Genomic DNA, 20,540 nt, shown 5'->3' with positions numbered 1-20,540 from the left:
CCGGGCTTTGAGGGCGCGTCACTTCACACGGCATCAGATCGCGACACGATCGGGTGAAGTCGCGCCACACGTGTCCCTGACGCCGTCCCCCGGTAACCTCACACCTATGGCCTCACGTCCCGCAGCCAAGAAGACGCCCGCGAAGAAGGCGGCGGCGCCGACCAAGGCTCCGGCGAAGAAGGCCGCCGCGAAAAAGGCGCCCGCCAAGAAGGCACCGGCCAAGAAGGCCGTTGCCAAGAAGCCCGCGCCGAAGCCGGCGCCCAGCCCCACCAACGGGGTCTACCGGCTTGCCCGCGCCGTGTGGCTCGGTGTCGCGCACAGCGTCGGCGCGATGTTCCGCGGCATAGGGCGGGGCGCGAAGGGGCTCGACCCGGCGCACCGCAAGGACGGTCTCGCGCTGCTGCTGCTCGGTGTCGCGCTGATCTGCGCCGCCGGCACCTGGTCCAATCTGCGCGGCCCCGTCGGGGACCTCGTCGAGATGCTGGTGACCGGAGCGTTCGGCCGGCTCGATCTGCTGGTGCCGCTGCTGCTCGGCTTCATCGCGGTGCGCCTGATCCTGCACCCCGAGAAGCCCGAGGCGAACGGACGGATCGTCATCGGCCTGTCGGCGCTGGTCGTCGGCGTGCTCGGCCAGGTCCACATCGCCTGCGGCTCGCCCGCGCGCAGCGACGGCATGCAGGCCATACAGGATGCGGGCGGCCTCATCGGCTGGGCCGCGGCGACCCCGCTGAGCTTCACCATGACCCAGGTGCTCGCGGTCCCCATGCTCGTCCTGCTCACCGTCTTCGGGCTGCTCGTGGTCACCGCGACGCCGGTCAACGCGATCCCGCAGCGGCTGCGGCTGCTCGGCGTGCGGCTCGGCATCGTCCACGACGACACGCTCGCCGCGGAGGGCGTGGACGGCGAGTACGACGAGGAGTGGCGCGAGGCCGCGCCCGCGCGCGGGAGGCGGCGCCCGGCGGCCCGGGAGGAGCGGCAGGGGTACGACCCCGACCGGATAGAGGAAGACGCCCTCTCCAAGCGGCGCAGGCCCCGGCGCGCGTCCGTACAGCCGTCCATGGACCGTCCCATGGACGCCGTGGACGTGGCCGCGGCCGCCGCGGCGGCCCTCGACGGTGCCGTGCTGCACGGCATGCCGCCGTCCCCGCTCGTCGCCGACCTCACGCAGGGCGTCGGCGGTGACCGTGCGGGGGAGCGCACCGGGGAGACCTCCACGCCGGAGCGCACGGCGCCCGTACCCACCGCGCGCGGCAAGAAGGCCGCGCCGGCCGCCCCGGAGCCGGAGACGCCGTCCAGGCTCGCCGTGCCCGACCTGACCAAGTCCGCCCCCGACGGGCACCGCGAGCTGCCACCGCGCGCCGAGCAGCTCCAGCTGGCCGGCGACATCACGTACGCCCTGCCGTCGCTCGACCTGCTGACCCGCGGCGGACCCGGCAAGTCCCGCAGCGCGGCCAACGACGCCGTCGTCGAATCGCTCTCGACCGTCTTCACCGAGTTCAAGGTCGACGCCGCCGTCACCGGCTTCACGCGCGGTCCGACGGTCACCCGGTACGAGGTCGAGCTCGGCCCCGCCGTGAAGGTCGAGAAGATCACGGCGCTGGCCAAGAACATCGCGTACGCCGTCGCGTCCCCGGACGTGCGGATCATCAGCCCGATCCCCGGCAAGTCCGCGGTCGGCATCGAGATCCCGAACACGGACCGCGAGATGGTCAACGTCGGGGACGTGCTGCGCCTCGCGGACGCCGCCGAGGACGACCACCCGATGCTGGTCGCGCTCGGCAAGGACGTCGAGGGCGGCTACGTGATGGCGAACATGGCCAAGATGCCGCACATCCTGGTCGCGGGCGCCACCGGCTCCGGAAAGTCGTCCTGCATCAACTGTCTGATCACCTCGATCATGGTGCGGGCGACCCCCGAGGACGTGCGGATGGTCCTCGTCGACCCCAAGCGCGTGGAGCTGACCGCGTACGAGGGCATTCCGCACCTCATCACGCCGATCATCACCAACCCCAAGCGGGCCGCCGAGGCGCTGCAGTGGGTCGTGCGCGAGATGGACCTGCGCTACGACGACCTCGCGGCCTTCGGCTACCGGCACATCGACGACTTCAACCAGGCCATCAGGGACGGCAAGCTCACGACGCCCGAGGGCAGTGAGCGGGAGCTGAAGCCGTACCCGTACCTGCTGGTCATCGTCGACGAGCTCGCCGACCTGATGATGGTCGCGCCGCGGGACGTGGAAGACGCGATCGTGCGGATCACGCAGCTCGCGCGTGCGGCCGGAATCCACCTGGTGCTCGCCACCCAGCGGCCGTCCGTCGACGTCGTCACCGGCCTCATCAAGGCCAACGTGCCCTCGCGGCTCGCCTTCGCCACCTCCTCGCTCGCCGACAGCCGCGTCATCCTGGACCAGCCGGGTGCCGAGAAGCTGATCGGCAAGGGCGACGGGCTCTTCCTGCCCATGGGCGCGAACAAGCCGACCCGTATGCAGGGCGCCTTCGTCACCGAGGACGAGATCCACGCCGTCGTGCAGCACTGCAAGGACCAGATGGCGCCCGTCTTCCGGGAAGACGTCGTCGTGGGCACCAAGCAGAAGAAGGAGATCGACGAGGACATCGGCGACGACCTGGAGCTGCTGTGCGCCGCGGCCGAGCTGGTCGTCTCCACCCAGTTCGGGTCCACGTCCATGCTCCAGCGCAAGCTGCGCGTGGGCTTCGCGAAGGCCGGCCGGCTGATGGACCTGATGGAGTCGCGGAACATCGTCGGCCCGAGCGAGGGGTCCAAGGCGCGGGACGTGCTCGTGAAGCCGGACGAACTCGATGGAGTGCTCGCGGTGATCCGCGGGGAGGCTCAACCTTAGGCCGGTCGGACCCGGGCCGAGCGGCCGCCGATCGCGCGATCTTGGACCGGCGCGATTTCGATGTCACTCGTAAGGAAATCCGGGGCAACCGTTTCCTCATCGCGTACGTCAAGTTGAGGGGAGGGGCGACGCCCAGCCGACCGTCAGGACCGCGGGTCACACCGGTGGCTCTGATGGCGTACAAAGTCCGACCGCCCGGTTGCCCCACCCTTTCGTACCCCCCCTAGACTGAACCTCCAGCAGGTGGCTACACGCTCGAAAGGCGCCCCCGTGTCCATCGGCAACTCCCCTGAAGACGACCGCCCTTCGGAAGACCACACCCCGCAGTCGGGCGACGACCGACCGTCGATCGGTCATGTCCTGCAGCAGGCACGTATCGCCGCGGGTCTCACTGTCGACGAGGTCAGCCAGTCGACCCGGGTGCGCATCCCGATCGTGCATGCGATCGAACAGGACGATTTCTCGCGCTGTGGTGGCGACGTGTACGCGCGCGGCCACATCCGCACGCTCGCGCGTGCCGTGGGGATCGATCCGGAGCCGCTGCTCGCGCAGTACGGCGCCGAGCACGGCGGACAGCCCGCGCCGACGCCGGCCACCCCGCTCTTCGAGGCCGAGCGCATCCGCTCCGAGCCGCGCCGCCCGAACTGGACGGCCGCCATGGTCGCCGCGATCGTCGCGGTCATCGCCTTCGTGGGCTACACGGCGGTGAGCGGTGGCGACGACGACGGCGACAAGCAGCAGGCCGCCGAGGGCGCGACGCCCAGCACCTCCAAGCCCACCACCCCCAAGCCGAAGCCCAGCACCAAGAAGCCCTCCGACCCGAAGCCCAACCCGTCGGACAGCGCCATCGCGGCCGCCCCGCGCGACAAGGTCACCGTCAAGATCAACGCGGCGGACGGGCGCAGCTGGATCTCCGCGAAGGATCACAACGGACGACTTCTGTTCGACGGAGTGCTCGAACAGGGCCAGTCGAAGACCTTCCAGGACAACCAGAAGGTCGACGTGGTGCTCGGTGACGCCGGCGCCGTCCAGCTGTACGTGAACGGCAAGAAGATCCAGGACGAGTTCCAGGCCGGTCAGGTCGAGCGGCTGACGTACACCAAGGGCGATCCCGAGGTCGGCTGACGCCCGGCCGGTGGCCTCGGCGATCTCCCGGTAACCCTCCCGGCGAGGGGTGTCGGTGGGACGAAGTAGTCTTGAGTCCATGCCCGAACGCCGTACCGTCGCACTTGTCACCCTTGGCTGCGCCCGTAACGAGGTGGACTCGGAGGAGCTCGCAGGCCGCTTGGAGGCGGACGGCTGGGAGCTCGTCGAGGACGCCGAGTCCGCCGATGTCGCCGTCGTGAACACCTGTGGCTTCGTCGAGGCCGCCAAGAAGGACTCCGTCGACGCCCTCCTCGAAGCCAATGACCTCAAGGGGCATGGCAGAACCCAGGCCGTCGTGGCGGTGGGCTGCATGGCCGAGCGGTACGGCAAGGAGCTCGCCGAGGCCCTCCCCGAGGCCGACGGCGTGCTCGGCTTCGACGACTACGAGGACATCTCCGGCCGTCTCCAGACGATCCTGTCGGGCGGCAGCGTGGAGGCACACGCCCCGCGCGACCGGCGCAAGCTGCTGCCCATCAGCCCGGCCGAGCGCCAGGAGGCGGGCTCCGGCATCGCGCTGCCCGGCCACGCTCCGGTGGACCTGCCCGAGGGCGTCGCGCCCGCGTCCGGGCCGCGTGCGCCCCTGCGGCGCCGGCTCGACGGGGCGCCCGTGGCCTCCGTGAAGCTGGCCTCCGGCTGTGACCGGCGGTGCACCTTCTGCGCCATCCCGTCGTTCCGCGGCTCGTTCATCTCGCGCCGCCCCAGCGACGTGCTCAACGAGACGCGCTGGCTCGCCGAGCAGGGCGTCAAGGAGATCATGCTGGTCTCCGAGAACAACACGTCGTACGGCAAGGATCTCGGTGACATCCGTCTCCTGGAGTCGCTGCTGCCCGAGCTGGCCGGTGTCGACGGGATCGAGCGGGTCCGCGTGAGCTACCTGCAGCCCGCCGAGATGCGGCCCGGGCTCATCGACGTCCTGACGGGGACCGAGAAGGTCGCCCCGTACTTCGATCTCTCCTTCCAGCACTCGGCGCCCGCCGTGCTGCGCGCGATGCGGCGCTTCGGCGACACCGACCGCTTCCTGGAGCTGCTCGACACCATTCGGAGCAAGGCCCCGCAGGCGGGTGTCCGGTCCAACTTCATCGTGGGCTTCCCCGGTGAGTCCGAGGCCGACTTCGCCGAGCTGGAGCGGTTCCTGAACGGCGCGCGGCTCGACGCCATCGGCGTCTTCGGCTACTCCGACGAGGAGGGCACGGAGGCGGCCACGTACGAGACCAAGCTGGACGAGGACGTCGTCGCCGAGCGGCTCGCGCGGGTGTCGCGCCTCGCCGAGCAGCTGGTGTCGCAGCGGGCCGAGGAGCGTCTGGGCGAGACCGTGGAGGTGCTCGTCGAGTCCGTGGACGCCGAGGACGGCGTGGTCGGCCGCGGCGCCCACCAGGCACCGGAGACGGACGGCCAGGTGCGCCTCACGGGCGGCGAAGGTCTGACCGTCGGCCGTATGGTCGTGGCAAAGGTGGTCGGAACCGAGGGAGTGGACCTCGTCGCCGAGCCGCTCGACGGGCTTGAGGAGGCAGGCAGATGACCGGAGTGCCGGCGTCCGCCGCGGGAGGCACCGGTAGGCCGGCGCCCGGCGGCAAGCTGGGCACTGCGGCCGTGAACCAGGCCAGCCTGTGGAACATCGCCAACATCCTGACCATGGTCCGGCTGCTCCTGGTGCCGGGTTTCGTGGTGCTGATGCTCGCCGACGGGGGCTATGACCCGGCGATGCGGGCGTGGGCGTGGGCGGCGTTCGCCGTCGCCATGATCACGGATGTCTTCGACGGGCATCTGGCCCGCACGTACAACCTGGTCACCGACTTCGGGAAGATCGCCGACCCCATCGCCGACAAGGCGATCATGGGAGCGGCGCTGATCTGTCTGTCGTCGCTCGGTGACCTGCCGTGGTGGGTGACCGGTGTCATCCTCGGGCGCGAGCTGGGGATCACGCTGCTGCGCTTCGTGGTGATCAGATACGGGGTCATCCCGGCCAGTCGCGGCGGCAAGATGAAGACCCTGGCCCAGGGCACGGCCGTGGGCATGTACGTGCTCGCGCTGACCGGGCCGCTCGCGACGTTCCGGTTCTGGGTGATGGCGGTCGCCGTGGTCCTCACCGTGGTGACCGGGCTCGACTACGTACGACAGGCGGTCGTGCTGCGCCGCGCCGGGCTCGCCGAGGCGGCCGCCGCCGCGGCCCTCTCCCAGGCCGCAGCCGCGGACCAGACGCCTTCGGAGGCGGCCGAGAAGTGACGTACGGGGCTGCCGAGGCGCTGCGGCTGTTGGCGGAGCGAGGGGAGACCCTTGCCGTCGCCGAGTCGCTGACCGGTGGTCTCGTGGCCGCGGAGCTGGTGTCCGTGCCGGGGGCCTCGAAGGTCTTCCGCGGCTCCGTCACCGCGTACGCCACCGAGCTCAAGCACACCGTCCTCGGCGTGGACGCGGCGCTGCTCGCCGCACACGGTGCCGTGCTCCCGGACGTGGCGCTCCAGATGGCCGCCGGGGTGCGGGACGCGCTCGGCGCGGACTGGGGGATCGCCACCACCGGTGTCGCGGGCCCCGAGCCCCAGGACGGGCAGCCGGTCGGCACCGTTTTCGTGGCGGTGGCCGGGCCCGAAGAGGCACGGACGGGTGGTTTCCGGTCTGTCCGGGATTTCGCTGGTAGCCGCAAAGTGCTCGCGCTGCGGTTGAACGGCGGCCGGGCGGAAATTCGTAGAGAGAGTGTACGGAGCGTGCTCGGACTGCTCACGGAAGAGCTGGTCGGAGGGCATTCCGGCGAACATGCTGGGAATGCGCGGACACAGGATACGGAACAGAACGGGGGGTTTTGATGTTTGCAGCCCTGAGTGAACACGACATCGCTCCCCGCACGGCCGCCGCCCAAGGCGGTACGGTGGGGCGTGAAGGATGCGGCTACGCGGTCCGAGGAGGGAGCCACCGATGATTCTGCTCCGTCGCCTGCTGGGTGACGTGCTGCGTCGGCAGCGCCAGCGCCAGGGCCGTACTCTGCGCGAAGTCTCCTCGTCCGCCCGAGTCTCGCTCGGCTATCTTTCCGAGGTGGAACGGGGGCAGAAGGAGGCTTCCTCCGAGCTGCTCTCCGCGATCTGCGACGCGCTTGACGTACGGATGTCCGAGTTGATGCGCGAGGTGAGCGACGAGCTCGCTCTCGCGGAGCTGGCCGCGTCGGCGGCGGCAGTCCCGTCGGAGCCGGTGCCGGCACCGGTTCGCCCGATGCTCAATTCCGTCTCCGTGACCGGCGTCCCGCCGGAACGGGTGACGATCAAGGCGCCTGCGGAGGCCGTGGACGTCGTAGCGGCGTAGCGCCTGCGCTCAGCATGAGCTTGGGGAGACCCCCGGTCGAGATCTTCGGCCGGGGGTCTCCGCCGTGTGCGCCGCGACGGTCGTACTTGTAGGCCATTTGGCCCTGGCGTCCCCGCCGCATGTCCGTTCTAGTACGTATATGCCATTGTTGATGATGGTTTCGATACGGAGGTAACGGATGTACGTCGTGAAGAGTCCACTGACCGATGCCGATCTGAAGACCGTCTCCGAGGCGCTGCAAGGGGCCCTGGTCGATCTGGTGGACCTCTCGCTGGTGGCGAAGCAGGTTCACTGGAACGTGGTCGGTCCCCGCTTCCGGTCCGTGCATCTCCAGCTCGACGAGGTCGTGGACACCGCGCGTCTGCACTCCGACACGGTGGCCGAGCGGGCCTCCACGCTCGGGGTGTCCCCGGACGGCCGGGCCGGGACCGTGGCCGCCACCAGCGGGATCGGCACGATCGCCGACGGCTGGGTCAAGGACGTGGACGCGGTGGGCACGCTCGTGGACGCCCTCGGTGCCGTGATCACCCGGATGCGGGAGCGGATCGAGGCGACCGGTGACGCGGACCCCGTCAGCCAGGACATCTTCATCGCCATCACGGCGGATCTGGAGAAGCACCACTGGATGTTCCAGGCCGAGAACGGCGGCTGAGTCACCGCCGCGGTGATCGGGGGCGCGTCGCCTCACGGGTGGCGCGCCCCCGGTGTGCGCTGTCTGTGGAGTGCGCCCTGTTCACGGGGTACGGATGTCGTTGGCGTCGGGACGCGGTGCTTGGGGCGGTACGGGTGGAGGTGAGCGGGCGGTGACCGTGGGCCGGTGGCGAGCGCTGCGCTGGATACCCGCCGTACTGGTGGGGGCGCTGTGGTGGTGGGGAGTGCTGCGGCTGGCCTTCGCGCCGGACGCGGGGGCGTTCGAGGGGGCGGTCGCCGCGGGAGGCTGGGGGCTGAGCCTGCTGCCGGTGCACGCGCTGCCCAAGTCGAAGGCCGCCGGCGTCGCGGGAATGCCGGGGCGGCACGGTGCGCGGAAGGTGCGGGGGCGGGCCCTGCGGGCGGGGCACGAGATGGCGGGCGGGGTGTGGGGGCTGGTCAGCGGGGTGGTCACCAGGGCATGGCGACGCCTCCGTTCGGGCGGAGGATCTGGCCCGTCGTGAAGGACGAGGCGTCCGAGGCGAGGTGCAGCACCGCGTGCGCGATCTCGTCGGGCTCGCCGACCCGGCCGAGCGGGGTCATGCGCGTCATCAGGGACTCCGTGTGGGCCTGGGCGCGGCCGTCGTGGGCGGTCGTCATCGGGGTGCGGATCCAGCCGGGCGCGACCGCGTTGACCCGGATGCCGTGCGGCCCGGCCTCCGTGGCGAGCGTTTTGGTCAGCTGGACGACGGCCGCCTTCGCGACGCCGTAGCAGAGCAGGCCCGGACCGCCGGTGTCGACGGCTCCCGACGCCATCGTGACGATGCTGCCGCGGGTACCGTTCGCGATCATGGTGCGGGCCGCTTCCTGGCAGGCGTACAGGATGCCCTTGAAGTTGATGGCGAAGACGCGGTCTAGGTCCTCGTCGCGGGTCTCCAGGACGGGGCTGGAGTGCATGACCCCGGCGATCGCGGCCATGATGTCGAGACCGCCGCCGCTGCCGTCGCCGGCGGGGCGGGCCGCCGTGGCGATGGCCTGGGTGAGCTGGGCGCGGTCGCTGACGTCGAGCGGGTACGCGTGCGCGGTGCCGCCGTCCTGCTTGATGAGGTCCGTCGTCTCGTGCAGGCCCTGCTCGTCGCGGTCCGCGCAGTGCACGGTGGCGCCCGCGCGGGCGAGCAGGACGGCCGAGGCGCGGCCGATGCCGCTCGCCGCGCCGGTGACGAATGCGGTGCGTCCGGTGAGGTCGTACGCCGTGACAGGCATGCAAGGACCGTACGAGCATTTCTGACGGGTCGTCAATTGTCGTGCACGGGGCGAAGTGCGGAGCTGTTTCTACGGTGTCGGGCCCTGCTGGCAGACGGGGCACCAGTAGGTGGGGCGTTTGCGGGATCCGTCGCCCTGGTTCGCCTTGCGGATCGGGGTGCGGCAGCGCAGACAGGGGCGTGGGGCGCGACCGTAGACGTACAGCTGTTCGCCGGGGTGGGAGCTGCCGGTGGTGATGCGGGTCGGGCGGTCGCGGTTGGCTTCGAGGAGCTTCTTGGCGAGCAGCGGGAGGCGGGCGGCGGTGTCGGGCGGCAGGTCGCCGACCGGGAGCCAGGGGGTGACGCGCAGGAGGAAGCAGAGCTCGGACTTGTAGACATTGCCGATGCCGGCCAGGTTCCGCTGGTCGAGGAGGGCCTCGCCGAGCGGGCGGGCCGGATCCTTGAACAGGTTGGCCAGGGCCGTGTCGGGGTCCCAGTCAGGGCCGAGCAGGTCGGGGCCGAGGTGGCCGACGGCCTTGGACTCCTCGGCGGTGCGCAGGAGTTCGACGACGGGGAGGCGGTAGCCGACCGCCGTGCGGGTCTCGTTGCCGAGGATCGCGCGGATCTGGTGCGCGGGGCCGCCGCGCCAGCGCTCGCCCGGGGCGTAGATCTTCCAGGAGCCGTCCATCCGCAGGTGCGAGTGGAGGGTGAGGCCGCCCTCGACACGGGTCATCAGGTGCTTGCCGCGCGCGGTGACGTCCAGGACCGTGCGGCCGGTCAGGTCGGCCGTGGCGAATCGGGGGACGCGCAGGTCGGAGCGGGTGAGTACCTGGCCCGCGAGGGCGGTGTGCAGCCGTTTCGCTGCTTGCAGGACGGTGTCTCCTTCGGGCATGAGGTTCAGCGTAGGTGGGGGCGGGTGGGGTGGCATGTCTGTCGGGGCGGGTTGCCGGGTTGCCGGGTTGTCGTTCGTGTGCGGGGCGGTGGGGGCTGGTCGCGCAGTTCCCCGCGCCCCTGGGGGGCTTCGGGTTGTGTTTCGTGTGTGGGTCGGTGGGGGCTGGTCGCGCAGTTCCCCGCGCCCCTGGAGCGAGCTCCGCTCGCCCCGGGGAGGCGACGCTGAGCGTGTGCCTGAAGGGCCCGTGGAATATGGGTCGCCCCTTGGCAGCGGGGCTTTTAGGGTGCGGCTGATGATGACTTCTGAGGACGTGTTGGCCGTGCTGGGGTTGTTGCGGCGGGCGGGGGCCGATGTGTGGGTCGGTGGTGGGTGGGGGATCGACGCGCTGGTCGGTGAGCAGACCCGGGACCATCGGGATCTGGACCTGATGCACCGGCAGGACCAGGAGGCCGTGGTGCTGGCGGCTCTCTCCGCGGAGGGTTTCGTCGAGACCTTGAACTGGCGGCCCGTTCGGTTCGTCGTGCGGGATCCTGGCGGCCTGGAGATCGACCTTCATCCGCTGGTCTTCAGTAATGACGGCTCGGCGGTGCAGGCGTCGCCCGATCCGGAGCGTCCCTTCGTCTATCCCTCCTCCTGCTTCGTCACCGGCACCGTGCGGGGGACCTCCGTTCCTTGCCTCTCCGCCGAGCAGCAGGTGTTCTTCCATCAGGGCTACGGACCCACTGAGCGCGACCGACACGACATGGCGGAGCTGCGCCGGGTCTTCGGGATCAGCACTCACTTCTGATCGTCTCGGTGAGGGGAGCGGATACGGTCCTCGTCATGACAGCTCATGATCAACCTCATCCCGCGCCCGGGCCGGACGAGATAGCCGCGGCCATGACCGCCCTCGGTGTCTACGCCCAGCAGCCGGACCCCGAGGAGTTGGAGCGGCAGGCCGTCTCCGTCGGTGGTGAACACGTCCTCGCCGCCGTCCTAGCCAACGCTCTCTACGGCGCCTCCATCGGGACCGGGATGGTCACCGAGGGGAACATGCTGGAGGCGGGTGCGGGCTCGGAGGAGATGGCGCTCGCGCGGGAGCAGGTGTTCAAGGCGTCGGGGGCCGACTGGACCGGGGTGATCGGTCTGCTGCACTGGCAGACGGGCCACGTCTGGAACGCCCTGAAGACTATGAGCGAGGAGGACCACGAGCCGCTCGGCACCGTCGGCGCCCACGCCTCCAACGCGCTGCTCAACCTGCTGTCCTGCATGTCGGTGACCGGCGCCGACGATCCGCGTGCTGCCGATGTCCCGGCCGATCTCGAGCGGGTGCGGGCGGATCTGGTCGCCGCGGTGGAGGCGCTGGACGCGCTGCCGGTATCCGGTACGGAGGTGTCCTCCGACGGGACGCCCGGTGTCTGAAGCGCCGACTCAGGCCCGCAGGCGCAGCCCGCGCGGTGTGGCGTGGAAGCCGGCTCCTTCCAGGAGGGAGGCGTACGGGGAGGTGAGCGCGGCCGTGCCGTTGATCCGCTCGACCGTGATCGTGCCGAGTGCGCCGGAGCGGGCCGCGTCGGCGAGCGCCTTCGCCGACGCGGGCAGCCGGGGATCCTCGGCCAGCTCGGCGGAGGTGGGGGCCGGGGCCTCCGCCGCGGGGGTGCCGCCGTCGGAGGCCGGCCAGCACAGCAGGGTCTTGCCGCCGCGCTCCATGTAGAGCGTCAGCTCGCCGTCGACGAGGACCACGAGGGAGCCCGCCTTGCGGCCCGGCTTGTGGCCCGCCCCGGTGGGCGGCTCCGGCCAGGACAGGGCCGCCCCGTACGCGTTCGCCGGATCGGCCGCCGCAAGGACCAGCGCCCGCGGCGCTCCGTTCTTCGGGGCGGGTGTGTCGGCCGGGGCCCAGGGGTCCGGTGGGGTGGTGCCGCGCTCCCGTGCGTTCGCCGCCGCGCGCAGGCGGTCCACGGCGCCGTCCATGGCGAACTGGGCCGCGCCGAGCCCTTCCACGACATAGCCGCGCCGGGCCTGGCCGCTCTCCTCGAAGACGGACAGCACCCGGTACGTCGCCGAGAAGCCGCCCTCGACGCCTTCGGCGGCCACGGCGCCGCGGGTCACCACGCCGTGCCGGTCGAGGAGGGTGCGGGCCAGGGCGTGGGCGCGCAGCGTCGGGTCCGGCTCCTGGGCGGGCAGCAGGGACCAGCGGCCCGCGACCGTGGGCGGGCCGGTGCGCGAACTGGCGCGGGCGGCCGCCGTGAGGCTTCCGTAGCGGCCGCGCGGGACGGACCGGCGGGCCCGGTGGGCGGTGGACCCGGCGGTGCGGCCGGAGCCCAGGACGGCCCGCATCGGTGCCAGTGTGTCGTTGGTGAGCCGGCCCGACCAGGCCAGCTCCCACAGGGCGTCGGCCAGCTGGGGATCGCCGACCTCGGGGTGGGTGGCGCGGACCTGGTCGGCGATCTGCCGGAAGAACAGGCCGTAGCCGCCCGCGAGGCTGTCCAGGACCGACTCGTGGAGCGGTGTCGGCTCCAGCGGGTGCGGGGGCGGCAGCAGGAGCGGCACCGCGTCGGCGAGGTAGAGACTGACCCAGCCGTCCTTGCCCGGCAGTGAGCCCGCTCCGGCCCACACCACCTCGCCGGACGCCGTGAGTTCGTCCAGCATCGCCGGTACGTAGCCGGAGACGCGGGAGGGGAGGACCAGCTTCTCCAGCGCGGAGGCGGGGACCGAGGCGCCCTGAAGCTGCTCGACGGCGCGGACCAGGCCGTCGATGCCGCGCAGGCCGTGGCTGCCCAAGTGCTGCCACTGGGGCAGGAACTGGGCCAGCGCGGCGGGCGGCACCGGCTCCAGTTCGTGCCGGAGCGCGGCCAGGGAGCGGCGGCGCAGGCGGCGCAGCACGGCGGCGTCGCACCACTCCTGGCCGATGTCCGCCGGGTGGAACTCGCCCTGCACCACCCGGCCGTTCGCGGCGAGGCGCTGGAGGGCGCCCTCGGTGACCGCGGTGCCCAGGCCGAAGCGGGTGGCCGCCTGCGCCGAGGTGAACGGGCCGTGCGTACGGGCGAAGCGGGCCAGGAGATCGCCCAGAGGATCCTTCACCGGCTCCGTGAACGCCTCGGGGACCCCCACGGGCAGCGCCGTGCCCAGGGCGTCGCGCAGTCGGCCGGCGTCCTCGATCGCCGCCCAGTGATCGGTGCCGGCGACGCGGACGCGGATGGCGCGGCGCGCGGCGGCCAGGTCCTCGGCCCAGCCCGGCTCGGCGCCGCGCTCGGTCAGCTCGGCGTCGGTGAGCGGGCCGAGGAGCCGGAGCAGGTCCGCGACGCCCTCGACGTCCTTGATGCGGCGGTCCTCGGTGCGCCACTGCAGCTCCTGCTCCAGCTCGGCCAGCACGTCCGCGTCGAGCAGCTCGCGCAGCTCGGCCTGGCCGAGCAGCTCGGCCAGGAGATGCGAGTCCAGGGACAGCGCGGCCGCACGGCGCTCGGCGAGCGGGGAGTCGCCCTCGTACAGGAACTGCGCCACGTAACCGAACAGCAGCGAGCGGGCGAACGGGGACGCCTCCGGGGTGGTGACCTCGACGAGGCGCACCTTGCGGGACTCGATGTCGCCCATCAGCTCGGCGAGCCCGGGCACGTCGAAGACGTCCTGGAGGCATTCGCGCACCGCCTCCAGGACGATGGGGAACGAGCCGAACTCGCTGGCCACCTCGAGGAGCTGGGAGGCCCGCTGGCGCTGCTGCCACAGCGGGGTGCGCTTGCCCGGGTTGCGCTTGGGGAGCAGCAGCGCGCGGGCCGCGCACTCGCGGAAACGGGAGGCGAACAGGGCCGAGCCGCCGACCTGTTCGGTGACGATCTGGTCGACGTCGCCCTTGTCGAAGGCGACGTCCGCCGCGCCGATGGGGGCCTGATCGGAGTCGTACTCCAGGCCCGGCTTGGCGGGCTCCTGGTCGAGGAGGTCCAGGCCCATCAGGTCCGCGTCCGGCAGGCGCAGCACGATGCCGTCGTCGGCGTGCATGACCTGCGCGTCCATGCCGTACTTCTCGCTGAGCCGGGCTCCCAGGGCGAGCGCCCAGGGGGCGTGCACCTGGGCGCCGAAGGGGGAGTGGACGACGACCCGCCAGTCGCCCAGCTCGTCGCGGAAACGCTCGACCACGATGGTGCGGTCGTCCGGGATGTGGCCGCACGCCTCGCGCTGCTCGGCCAGGTACGACAGGACATTGTCCGCGGCCCACTGGTCGAGACCCGCCGCGCTGAGCCGCACGCGCGCGTCGTCGGGCTTCTGGGAGCCGATCTCGCGGAGGAACGCGCCCAGCGCCCTGCCCAGTTCGAGCGGGCGGCCCAGCTGGTCGCCCTTCCAGAAGGGGAGCCGGCCGGGGACTCCGGGCGCGGGGGAGACGAGGACGCGGTCGCGCGTGATGTCCTCGATGCGCCAGGAGCTGGTGCCGAGCGTGAAGACGTCGCCGACCCGGGACTCGTAGACCATCTCCTCGTCCAGCTCGCCGACACGGCCGCCGCCCTTCTTCGGGTCGGCTCCGGCGAGGAAGACCCCGAAGAGGCCCCGGTCGGGGATCGTGCCGCCGGACGTGACGGCCAGGCGCTGCGCCCCGGGGCGGCCGGTGACGGTGCCGGCGACGCGGTCCCAGACGACGCGCGGCCGCAGCTCGGCGAAGGCGTCGGACGGATAGCGGCCCGCCAGCATGTCGAGGACACCGGTGAACGCGGACTCGGGGAGCGAGGCGAAGGGCGCGGCCCGGCGGACCAGCGCGAGGAGGTCGTCGACCTGCCAGCTGTCGAGGGCCGTGATCGCGACCAGCTGCTGCGCGAGCACGTCCAGCGGGTTGGCCGGGACGCGCAGCGACTCGATGGAGCCGCTCCGCATCCGCTCGGTCACCACGGCCGACTGCACCAGGTCGCCCCGGTACTTGGGGAAGACGACGCCCGTGGAGACCGCGCCCACCTGGTGGCCCGCACGGCCGACCCGCTGCAGGCCGGAGGCCACGGAGGGCGGTGACTCGACCTGGACGACCAGGTCCACGGCGCCCATGTCGATGCCCAGCTCCAGGCTGGAGGTGGCCACGACCGCGGGCAGCCGGCCCGCCTTCAGGTCCTCCTCGACCTGTGCGCGCTGCTCCTTGGAGACCGAGCCGTGGTGGGCGCGGGCGATGACCGGGGGAGCGCCGGTCGCCGCGCCGGAACCGCCCATCAGCTCGGCGGGCGAGTGGTCCTCGGGGAGGGCCTCGCCGGTGGCGCGCTCGTACGCGATCTCGTTCAGCCTGTTGCACAGGCGCTCCGCGAGGCGGCGGGAGTTCGCGAAGACGATCGTGGAGCGGTGGGCCTCGATGAGGTCCGTGATGCGCTCCTCCACCGAGGGCCAGATCGACGGACGCTCGGCGCCCTGGTCGGAGTCGGCCACCGGGGAGCCGCCCAGCTCGCCCAGGTCCTCGACGGGGACGACCACCGACAGGTCGAACTCCTTGCCCGAAGGCGGCTGGACGATCTCCACCCGGCGCTGCGGGGACAGATAGCGCGCCACCTCGTCGACCGGGCGGACCGTCGCGGACAGGCCGATGCGGCGGGCCGGGCGGGGCAGCAACTGGTCCAGACGCTCCAGGGAGAGCGCCAGATGGGCGCCGCGCTTGGTGCCGGCCACCGCGTGCACCTCGTCAAGGATCACCGTCTCGATGCCGGTCAGCGCGTCACGCGTGGCCGACGTCAGCATGAGGAACAGCGACTCGGGCGTCGTGATCAGGATGTCCGGCGGACGCGTGGCCAGGGCGCGGCGCTCGGCCTGCGGGGTGTCGCCGGAGCGGATGCCGACCTTCACCTCGGGCTCCGGCAGGCCGAGACGGACCGCCTCCTGCCGGATGCCGGTGAGCGGACTGCGCAGATTGCGCTCCACGTCGACCGCCAGGGCCTTCAGTGGGGACACGTACAGGACCCGGCAGCGCTTCTTGGGGTCGGCGGGCGGTGGAGTGGAGGCCAGCTGGTCCAGGGCGGCCAGGAACGCGGCCAGCGTCTTGCCCGAGCCGGTGGGCGCGACCACCAGCACGTCCGAGCCCTCCCCGATCGCCCGCCACGCCCCGGCCTGGGCGGACGTGGGCGCGGAGAAGGCCCCCGCGAACCAACCGCGGGTCGCGGGGGAGAACCCCTCAAGTGCGCTGCGGGCGCTGCTCGCCCCCTGACTGGACCTGACCATGGCTCCATCCTGCACCCGACCACTGACAACCGCCGTGACCAGCGCAAACGAGTGGTCCGGCGCGCCGGGCCTGCCGCACAATGGAGGGTATGGCGGGCAAGGGCGAATGGGCACGGCACTGGCGGTACGAACACCTGCCGGGCCTGGATCTGCTGCGCGCCCGCTACCTCGGCCACACGTTCCCCCGCCACAGCCACGAGGGCTATGTCTTCGGCGCCGTCACGGGCGGTGTCGAGGAGGTCGGCATGCCCGGCGGCACCCTGCTCGCCGGACCCGGCAGCGTCGTCATGATCAACCCGGAGGTGGCGCACACCGCGCAGGCGGGCGGCCCCGACGGCTGGTCGTACTCCACGCTCTACCCCTCGGCGGGCGTCGTCGCCGAGATCGCCGCCGAGACCGGCGCGGTCCGCGGCACTCCGGCCTTCCGGGAGCCCATCGTCACTGACCCGCAGGCCGCACGGATGATCAGCGACGTGCACCGCGCCGCCGAGCAGGGCAACGCGCTGGCCGCCGACAGCCTCCTGCGCGTCGTGCTCGCCCGGCTGCTGCGCGACCACGGCACGGCGCTCGCGCAGCGTCCCCGCAGGACCGCGGGGGTCGGCGCCGCGGCACGCGCGCGTGAGTTCCTCGAGGAGCGCATGGCCGATCCGCCGTCCCTGGAAGCGCTCGCCGCCGAACTCGACACCAGCCCCTTCGCGCTGCTGCGGGCCTTCCGCGACGCCTACGGGATGCCGCCGCACACCTGGCTCACCAGCGCGCGCGTGCGGGCCGCCCGGCGCCTCCTGGAGACGGGCACGGCCCCGGCCGAGGCCGCGGTCGTCGTCGGCTTCACCGACCAGCCGCACCTGAACCGGCACTTCACCCGGATCGTCGGTGTGCCTCCCGGGGCGTACCAGCGGGAGCGCAAGAACGTACAAGACGCGGACGGACACCTGCTCGTAGCGTCCGAGGCGTGGCAGAACAGACAACACCCACCGACATACGCCCCGCGGGAAGGGCGCCCGACGCGGCCCCCGACCGGCACGGGGAACACCCCGGAGCAGCCGGGAAGCCCACCGCCGCCGTCGTCCGGGACGCGCTCGGCGTAGGGATCGCCGTCGGCCTTTCGGGATTCGCCTTCGGGGTGACCTCGGCGGGCAGCGGCCTCAGCGTCCTGCAGAGCTGCGCGCTCAGCCTCCTCGTCTTCACCGGCGCCTCGCAGTTCGCGCTGGTCGGCGCGCTCGCGGCCGGCGGCAACCCGTTCACCGCCGCCGCGGGAGCCTTCTTCCTGGGGGTGCGCAACGCCTTCTACGGACTGCGCCTGTCGCAACTGCTCGCCCTCCCGCGCGCGGTGCGGCCGTTCGCCGCGCACTGGGTCATCGACGAGACGTCGGCCGTCTCGCTGGCCCAGCCCGACCGGCGCAGCGTGCGCCTGGGCTTCACCGTCACCGGGCTGACCCTCTACGTCCTGTGGAACGTGACCACGCTGCTCGGCGCCCTCGGGGCCGAGGCCATCGGCGACACCGACGCCTGGGGGATCGACGCGGCCGGACCCGCGGTGTTCCTCGCCCTGCTGGCTCCGATGCTGCGGACCACCACGGAGCGTGCTGTGGCGGGTCTCGCCGTCCTCCTGATGCTCGGGCTGCTGCCCGTGCTGCCCGCCGGTGTGCCCGTTCTGGTGGCCGCGCTCGCCGCGCCGGCCGTGCTCTACGTAGAGGGACGTCGCCGGGGCGGGGCCCCGAACACGCCGCAAGGAGAGAACCGTTGAACATCTGGATCGCCATCGGCGTCACCGCGGTGGGGTGCTACGCCGTCAAGCTCATCGGCCTGCTCGTGCCCGCGGGGGCGCTGGAACGGCCCGTGGTGAAGCGGCTGGCGGCGCTGCTGCCGGTCGCGCTGCTCGCCGCGCTCACCGCCCAGCAGACGTTCGCGGACGGCCGCACGCTCGTTCTCGACGCCAAGGCCGCGGGACTCGCCGCGGCCGCCGTGGCGCTGCTGCTGCGCGCGCCCTTCCTGGTGATCGTCGCGGCCGCCGTGGTGGCCACGGCGGGCGTGCGGGCACTCACCGGGTGAGGGGCCCTTCGACACGTACGGGAAGGGATGCCGCCGGTTAATGTGACGCCTCACGACGACATGTCCCGCAGCGCCCCAGGGAGGAACCGTGCCGCTGTCGCCGGAGGCCCGCTCCCTCGCCGCGCGCTGCGCACCGCACGTCAACGAACTGGCCCGCCGGATGGCCCGTGAGTCCTTCGAGGAACTGCCCGGCTACCCGCAGCTGCCCGACGACGTGAAGGACCTGGAGATCGCGGCGACCGCGCGCCACGGCGTACGACTGTTCCTGAAGCGCGTGAACGAGCCGGAACGGTCCGAGAGGTCCGGGGACCACCGGCTGTTCCGCGAGCGGGCCGCTCAGCGCGCCGAGGAGGGCATGCCGCTGCACCTCCTGCTGCGCACCCACGCACTTGGTGTCTACGCCCTGTGGCAGACGCTGCGCGACGCGGCGCGGCCGGGTGAGGAGGCGGCCTTGGTCGAGCTGGTCGACGTCCTGCTGGAGAGCCATCCCGGCGTCGTCGGAGCGGTCGCCGAGACGTACCTCGACGAACGCTCCGCCCTGGAGGCCGAACAGCGCGCACAGCAGCGGTCGTTGGTCCGCGGTCTGCTCGACGGGATGGTGCCGCCCGGGCATGTCCTCCTCGACCGGCTCCGGCTCGAAGGGCCCTCCCTCGTCCTGGCGCTCGGCGTGGACGCGCCGCCCGCGGAGGGTCCCGTGGCGGTGCGGCGCCGGCTGCGGCGGATGCAGACCGTCCTGGACCAGGTCTTCGGCGTGGACGTCCTCGCGCTCCTGGACGGCGACGGGGGCCGTGTCGTGGTCCCCGGGGACGACGTCCCGCCCGAGGACCTGCCCCTGCGTCTCAGCAGGGCCAGCGGCCTGCGCGTGCGGGTGGCCGCGGTGCCGGCGGACGGTCCCGAGCAGATCACCGGAGCGGCCCGCACCGCGACCGAGATCCTGCGCATCACGCGCGTGTGCGGCCTGCCGCCGGGGCTGCACCGGCTCGACGACGTCCTGCTCGAGTTCCACCTGTCGCGGCCCGACGAGAGCAGCCCGCGCATCGCCGCGCTCCTCGACCCGGTGGCCGAGCGGCCGGAACTCCTGCAGACGCTGCGCACGCACCTGGCCCACCGGCAGGACCGCCGGGCCACCGCCGACACGCTCGGCCTGCACCCCAACACCGTCGACAACCGGCTGGCGAAGATCGCCGAACTCACCGCGATCGACCTGGCCTCGCCGCGCGGCACCGCCCTCGCGATCGCCGCCCTGTTGCTGCGCGACTCCGAGAACGGAACCGGCACCTCCAAGAGTGAGGACGGCTACAAGGGACGGCCGTAGGCACGCAGGGTGCACAGGGCCTCGATCGTCACCATGGGACGTGCCTCCAGGGCCGTTCCCGGCGCCCACTGCCGCCAGTTGACCGGCCAGCCGCCGTCCTCCTGCTGCTCGCCCCGCAGATGGTCGAGCGCGCGGGCCATCTCCTCCTCGGTGAACCAGGAGCGCGCCAGCGACTCGGGGGCCTTCGCGTAGTCGTACGGGTAGTGATGCTCGCCCGGCGCGTAGCCGGGGGCCACCGGGTAGTCGCCCACCCGCTCCGGATCGAGCACCACGAGCCGCTGTTCCCGTACGAGCCGCCCCAGCCGGTCGGCGGCCGCCCGCGCGCGTGAGCGGTCCGGTACACCGTCGAGGAAGGCGATCGCCGCATGGATCTCGTACGGGTGCGAGACCTTCAGTGACTCGACGGCCGACCAGCAGAAGTCGGTGGCGCGGAACAACCACGCGTGCCAGACCTCGTTGCGGTGCAGCAGACCGACCACCGGACCGGTGGCGAGCAGGTCGCTCGGCGGATCGTCCACGACGGGCACGAACGGGGCGTGGGGGTAGCCGCGTTGGCTGGGATGCACTGCCGGAAGGGCGCCTTCCGGGGTGGAGACCGTCGTGAGGTAACGGCACACGCGTTCCACCCGCTGCCCCGAACAGCGCCCGATGGAGTCCAGCACGCGCAGCGCGTGACCGGTGTGCAGCGGCTGGCTGACGGGGCCGCGCAGATCCGGTTCGAGAGCGTGCCCGTACCCGTCGTCCTCGTTGCGGTAGGCGGCCAGGGCGGTCTCCACGGCGTCGGCCGCGGCGGGCGAACCCGACAGGAAGTGATAGGCGAACCGGCGCTGCTCCAGGACGCGCGCGGTCAGCCAGACGAAGTGCTCGGCACGGGAGAGCGGGGAGTGCGGCGACGGCGATGAGGGGAGTGGAGATGCTCCGGTTTCGGCCATGCACCGACCGTAGGACGGAAAGCGTTCTCAACAAGACTCC

18 protein-coding genes are annotated in these 20,540 nt (G+C 72.3%); 14 read left to right on the top strand and 4 right to left on the bottom strand.

Features of this window, described 5'->3' with window-relative positions:
- The first annotated feature begins 106 nt into the window (after nt 1-106).
- From K377_RS08940 to K377_RS08905, 8 genes are all read left to right on the top strand, one after another.
- Complete coding sequence (locus tag K377_RS08940; protein ID WP_202455632.1) at nt 107-2,857, top strand: DNA translocase FtsK; 2,751 nt, start codon at nt 107-109, stop codon at nt 2,855-2,857.
- A gap of 270 nt (nt 2,858-3,127) precedes the next feature.
- Nucleotides 3,128-3,982, top strand: coding sequence for a helix-turn-helix domain-containing protein (locus K377_RS08935; protein ID WP_111662638.1), 855 nt, complete (start codon nt 3,128-3,130; stop codon nt 3,980-3,982).
- Nucleotides 3,983-4,061: 79 nt separating this feature from the next.
- Complete coding sequence (gene rimO, locus K377_RS08930) at nt 4,062-5,522, top strand: 30S ribosomal protein S12 methylthiotransferase RimO (protein WP_111662637.1); 1,461 nt, start codon at nt 4,062-4,064, stop codon at nt 5,520-5,522.
- Nucleotides 5,519-6,226: a CDP-diacylglycerol--glycerol-3-phosphate 3-phosphatidyltransferase gene (pgsA, locus tag K377_RS08925; protein ID WP_111662636.1), complete on the top strand. Its 708-nt coding sequence runs from the start codon at nt 5,519-5,521 to the stop codon at nt 6,224-6,226. Before rimO ends, pgsA begins: the two co-directional genes overlap by 4 nt.
- Nucleotides 6,223-6,801 carry a CinA family protein gene (locus K377_RS08920; RefSeq protein WP_111662635.1) on the top strand — a complete coding sequence of 193 codons (579 nt, stop codon included), beginning with the start codon at nt 6,223-6,225 and terminating at the stop codon, nt 6,799-6,801. Before pgsA ends, K377_RS08920 begins: the two co-directional genes overlap by 4 nt.
- A gap of 109 nt (nt 6,802-6,910) precedes the next feature.
- Nucleotides 6,911-7,291 carry a helix-turn-helix domain-containing protein gene (locus K377_RS08915; RefSeq protein WP_111662634.1) on the top strand — a complete coding sequence of 127 codons (381 nt, stop codon included), beginning with the start codon at nt 6,911-6,913 and terminating at the stop codon, nt 7,289-7,291.
- A 178-nt stretch (nt 7,292-7,469) separates the two neighbouring features.
- Nucleotides 7,470-7,943 (top strand): Dps family protein, encoded by a 474-nt coding sequence (locus K377_RS08910; protein WP_111662633.1) that lies wholly within the window; start codon nt 7,470-7,472, stop codon nt 7,941-7,943.
- A gap of 151 nt (nt 7,944-8,094) precedes the next feature.
- Nucleotides 8,095-8,442, top strand: a complete 348-nt coding sequence (locus tag K377_RS08905) for a hypothetical protein (RefSeq protein ID WP_258395000.1) — start codon at nt 8,095-8,097, stop codon at nt 8,440-8,442.
- On the opposite strand, the gene K377_RS08900 is transcribed toward K377_RS08905, so the two are convergent.
- Nucleotides 8,390-9,181 carry an SDR family NAD(P)-dependent oxidoreductase gene (locus K377_RS08900; RefSeq protein ID WP_111662632.1) on the bottom strand — a complete coding sequence of 264 codons (792 nt, stop codon included), beginning with the start codon at nt 9,179-9,181 and terminating at the stop codon, nt 8,390-8,392. The genes K377_RS08905 and K377_RS08900 overlap by 53 nt on opposite strands.
- A gap of 69 nt (nt 9,182-9,250) precedes the next feature.
- Complete coding sequence (locus K377_RS08895) at nt 9,251-10,051, bottom strand: Fpg/Nei family DNA glycosylase (RefSeq protein WP_111662631.1); 801 nt, start codon at nt 10,049-10,051, stop codon at nt 9,251-9,253.
- A 292-nt stretch (nt 10,052-10,343) separates the two neighbouring features.
- Here K377_RS08895 and K377_RS08890 point away from each other — a divergent pair, with 292 nt between their 5' ends.
- Nucleotides 10,344-10,838, top strand: coding sequence for a nucleotidyltransferase domain-containing protein (locus K377_RS08890; RefSeq protein WP_111662696.1), 495 nt, complete (start codon nt 10,344-10,346; stop codon nt 10,836-10,838).
- A gap of 35 nt (nt 10,839-10,873) precedes the next feature.
- Nucleotides 10,874-11,452 (top strand): DUF6245 family protein, encoded by a 579-nt coding sequence (locus K377_RS08885; RefSeq protein ID WP_146614706.1) that lies wholly within the window; start codon nt 10,874-10,876, stop codon nt 11,450-11,452.
- Between the two features lie 9 nt (nt 11,453-11,461).
- On the opposite strand, the gene K377_RS08880 is transcribed toward K377_RS08885, so the two are convergent.
- Nucleotides 11,462-16,201 (bottom strand): ATP-dependent helicase, encoded by a 4,740-nt coding sequence (locus K377_RS08880; RefSeq protein ID WP_111662629.1) that lies wholly within the window; start codon nt 16,199-16,201, stop codon nt 11,462-11,464.
- Between the two features lie 80 nt (nt 16,202-16,281).
- Here K377_RS08880 and K377_RS08875 point away from each other — a divergent pair, with 80 nt between their 5' ends.
- From K377_RS08875 to K377_RS08860, 4 genes are all read left to right on the top strand, one after another.
- A complete protein-coding gene (locus K377_RS08875; RefSeq protein WP_375605912.1) occupies nt 16,282-17,289 on the top strand; it encodes an AraC family transcriptional regulator in 1,008 nt (335 codons plus the stop codon).
- Nucleotides 17,181-17,948, top strand: a complete 768-nt coding sequence (locus K377_RS08870; RefSeq protein ID WP_111662695.1) for an AzlC family ABC transporter permease — start codon at nt 17,181-17,183, stop codon at nt 17,946-17,948. Before K377_RS08875 ends, K377_RS08870 begins: the two co-directional genes overlap by 109 nt.
- Nucleotides 17,945-18,253: an AzlD domain-containing protein gene (locus K377_RS08865; RefSeq protein ID WP_111662627.1), complete on the top strand. Its 309-nt coding sequence runs from the start codon at nt 17,945-17,947 to the stop codon at nt 18,251-18,253. The genes K377_RS08870 and K377_RS08865 overlap by 4 nt, the downstream gene beginning before the upstream one ends.
- Nucleotides 18,254-18,341: 88 nt before the next feature.
- Entirely contained in the window at nt 18,342-19,568 is a 1,227-nt protein-coding gene (locus K377_RS08860; protein WP_111662626.1) for a CdaR family transcriptional regulator, read from the top strand.
- Here the strand turns inward: K377_RS08860 and K377_RS08855 are convergent.
- On the bottom strand, nt 19,550-20,500 hold the full coding sequence (locus tag K377_RS08855; protein ID WP_111662625.1) for a hypothetical protein: 951 nt from the start codon (nt 20,498-20,500) through the stop codon (nt 19,550-19,552). The two genes, K377_RS08860 and K377_RS08855, sit on opposite strands and share 19 nt — an antisense overlap.
- Between the last annotated feature and the right edge of the window lie 40 nt (nt 20,501-20,540).

It is taken from the genome of Streptomyces sp. PsTaAH-137, assembly GCF_003259365.1.
Classification (GTDB): Bacteria; Actinomycetota; Actinomycetes; order Streptomycetales; family Streptomycetaceae; genus Streptomyces.
This window is presented reverse-complemented; position numbering and strand designations above follow the sequence as displayed.

Excerpts from the sequence above, each read along its gene's own strand:
- K377_RS08900 (WP_111662632.1), bottom strand. The coding sequence starts at position 9,181 with ATGCCTGTCACGGCGTACGACCTCACCGGACGCACCGCATTCGTCACC.
- pgsA (WP_111662636.1), top strand. The coding sequence starts at position 5,519 with ATGACCGGAGTGCCGGCGTCCGCCGCGGGAGGCACCGGTAGGCCGGCG.
- K377_RS08855 (WP_111662625.1), bottom strand. The coding sequence starts at position 20,500 with ATGGCCGAAACCGGAGCATCTCCACTCCCCTCATCGCCGTCGCCGCAC.
- K377_RS08890 (WP_111662696.1), top strand. The coding sequence starts at position 10,344 with ATGATGACTTCTGAGGACGTGTTGGCCGTGCTGGGGTTGTTGCGGCGG.
- K377_RS08880 (WP_111662629.1), bottom strand. The coding sequence starts at position 16,201 with ATGGTCAGGTCCAGTCAGGGGGCGAGCAGCGCCCGCAGCGCACTTGAG.
- K377_RS08910 (WP_111662633.1), top strand. The coding sequence starts at position 7,470 with ATGTACGTCGTGAAGAGTCCACTGACCGATGCCGATCTGAAGACCGTC.
- K377_RS08885 (WP_146614706.1), top strand. The coding sequence starts at position 10,874 with ATGACAGCTCATGATCAACCTCATCCCGCGCCCGGGCCGGACGAGATA.
- rimO (WP_111662637.1), top strand. The coding sequence starts at position 4,062 with ATGCCCGAACGCCGTACCGTCGCACTTGTCACCCTTGGCTGCGCCCGT.
- K377_RS08940 (WP_202455632.1), top strand. The coding sequence starts at position 107 with ATGGCCTCACGTCCCGCAGCCAAGAAGACGCCCGCGAAGAAGGCGGCG.
- K377_RS08895 (WP_111662631.1), bottom strand. The coding sequence starts at position 10,051 with ATGCCCGAAGGAGACACCGTCCTGCAAGCAGCGAAACGGCTGCACACC.
- K377_RS08915 (WP_111662634.1), top strand. The coding sequence starts at position 6,911 with ATGATTCTGCTCCGTCGCCTGCTGGGTGACGTGCTGCGTCGGCAGCGC.
- K377_RS08875 (WP_375605912.1), top strand. The coding sequence starts at position 16,282 with ATGGAGGGTATGGCGGGCAAGGGCGAATGGGCACGGCACTGGCGGTAC.